The 1,614-nt window shown below is 49.1% G+C and carries 3 protein-coding genes; all 3 read right to left on the reverse strand.

What is annotated here, in order from left to right; all coding sequences use genetic code 11:
• Window positions 1-743, reverse strand: a 743-nt coding sequence (gene gspJ / locus A3751_RS10700) for a type II secretion system minor pseudopilin GspJ (protein WP_197466278.1), incomplete at its 3' end; no start/stop codon positions are given.
• A gap of 14 nt (window positions 744-757) precedes the next feature.
• Window positions 758-1,147 carry a type II secretion system minor pseudopilin GspI gene (gene gspI / locus A3751_RS10705; RefSeq protein WP_068455597.1) on the reverse strand — a complete coding sequence of 130 codons (390 nt, stop codon included), beginning with the start codon at window positions 1,145-1,147 and terminating at the stop codon, window positions 758-760.
• A partial coding sequence (locus A3751_RS10710; RefSeq protein ID WP_068455599.1) for a GspH/FimT family pseudopilin occupies window positions 1,144-1,614 on the reverse strand: 471 nt, incomplete at its 5' end. The genes gspI and A3751_RS10710, both read right to left, overlap by 4 nt.

A 1,614-nucleotide genomic window follows, 5' to 3' on the forward strand; every position in this document is an offset into this window, starting at 1 on the left:
GCGCTCGAACTGGAGTCACCACCCTGCGTTGCCTGCTCGTCGGTCTCTCCATTCTCTTGACCTGAACTGTCTTGCCCACCACTCGCTTGAATCAAAGTGTTCTCAAGATAACTAGCCTGCTCAAAGTAACGCGTAATAAGACCATAACGCGGATGCTCCAGCTCAACGCGCACAGCCTTAGGCAGCAAAGCGTATCGCGTCATTCTATCCCGGGATTCACCATCGGAAGCATTATCAAGAGGAGGCCATTCATCAATCCACGCATCACTATCATTCAGGTAAGCGATCTCAAAGCGCTCTACCCCCTCTAACAGACGGCGTGTTGTTGGCTCTGAGTCCTGCGCGCGATCAAGCACCTTCCAGTGGTGCCGCAACAGCTCACCATCTGTTAGCTCGTAAGCAACTCGCTGTAGTTCTGACCGTTTTTGTTGCAGTGGGTTGCGCCAGCCAGCGCGCGTAAGTTCAACGGTATAAAAATCTTCACCATCTTTTATCGCGGCCTGATAATCTCCAAACTCGTCCCGAATAGCCCTAGGTAACACCTGAGAAAAATCGCGCTCTATTGACAATTGTGCTCGCTGAAGAGCAGATAAGGCTTGCAAGCTTTCCTGCCCCAACTCGTAAGTCCGAATTGCACTATTCAGTAACTGCCATGACCCTAAGCCGATAAGGGCGGTAATAGCGATCGCTATCAATACTTCAAGCAGGGTAAACCCATGATACCGGTCAAGCCTTTTCGGCATGCACAAGCCCGACATCAGTAACGACCCACAAATCCGGTTAGAGAACGAATCTGCCTCGGCTCATCAAATTCTTCCTCGATCAACGAAACTTGTACCTCTACCCGATGTATATCCGGATTCTCCGTCTTTTGAACAAGCGTAACGACTTGCCAGTCATTAACACCAAATTCGATATCTTCCTTATACTGTTTGGGAGACGGAAGGCCCTCCGCCAAGCGAAGTTCAGTGAGCTTATTTTCGGCAATCCATGTTGCATAGCTATTGGCTCGCGCCTTGAGCACGTTGCTCATTGAAGATGCTGTGACATCCTGCAAAACAACACCTATGAGCGAGAAAAAGATAAGTGCGATGAGCACTTCCAACAAAGTAAAACCGCGATCAAATGGCTGATTTAAGCACTTCATCCATCCGCCTTTCGAGCTTCGACATGAGGCAATACGATCTCGCCATACTCGTTAAGTACAATCTCTCGATAGACGTCAGAGTCGTCCCGCTTCCCTAGAACCAAGCGAAAGCTTGTCACTTCGCCACTGGAAAGAAACATAAAGTCAGGCTTAAGGCTTGAGGTGTCATCACCATACTCTCGGTCTTCATCCTTAGGCTTTGAAGGCAGCTCAACCTCTTCGCCTTCGCGCTCAAATTCGATAAACATCCATTCGGGCAGCTCGTTGGCTTGCAAAATAGTGCTTGAAGCCGTTTGCCAAGACTGCGCATCCTCGTCGTAGGTAATAAAGCTATACCCCTCTTCGAAAATCTGCATACCAATCTCGGTATTGGTGAATACTGCCTCATTGGCAGCCGTGCGAAGCAATGCATGCAGGCGATTGGTTTCGATTTCGAGCTCTCTTGTTTGATTTCCGCCGATTGACGT

It is taken from the genome of Oleiphilus sp. HI0080, assembly GCF_001635135.1.

Coding starts and splice junctions, on each gene's coding strand:
- gspI (WP_068455597.1), bottom strand. CDS start 1,147: ATGAAGTGCTTAAATCAGCCATTTGATCGCGGTTTTACTTTGTTGGAA.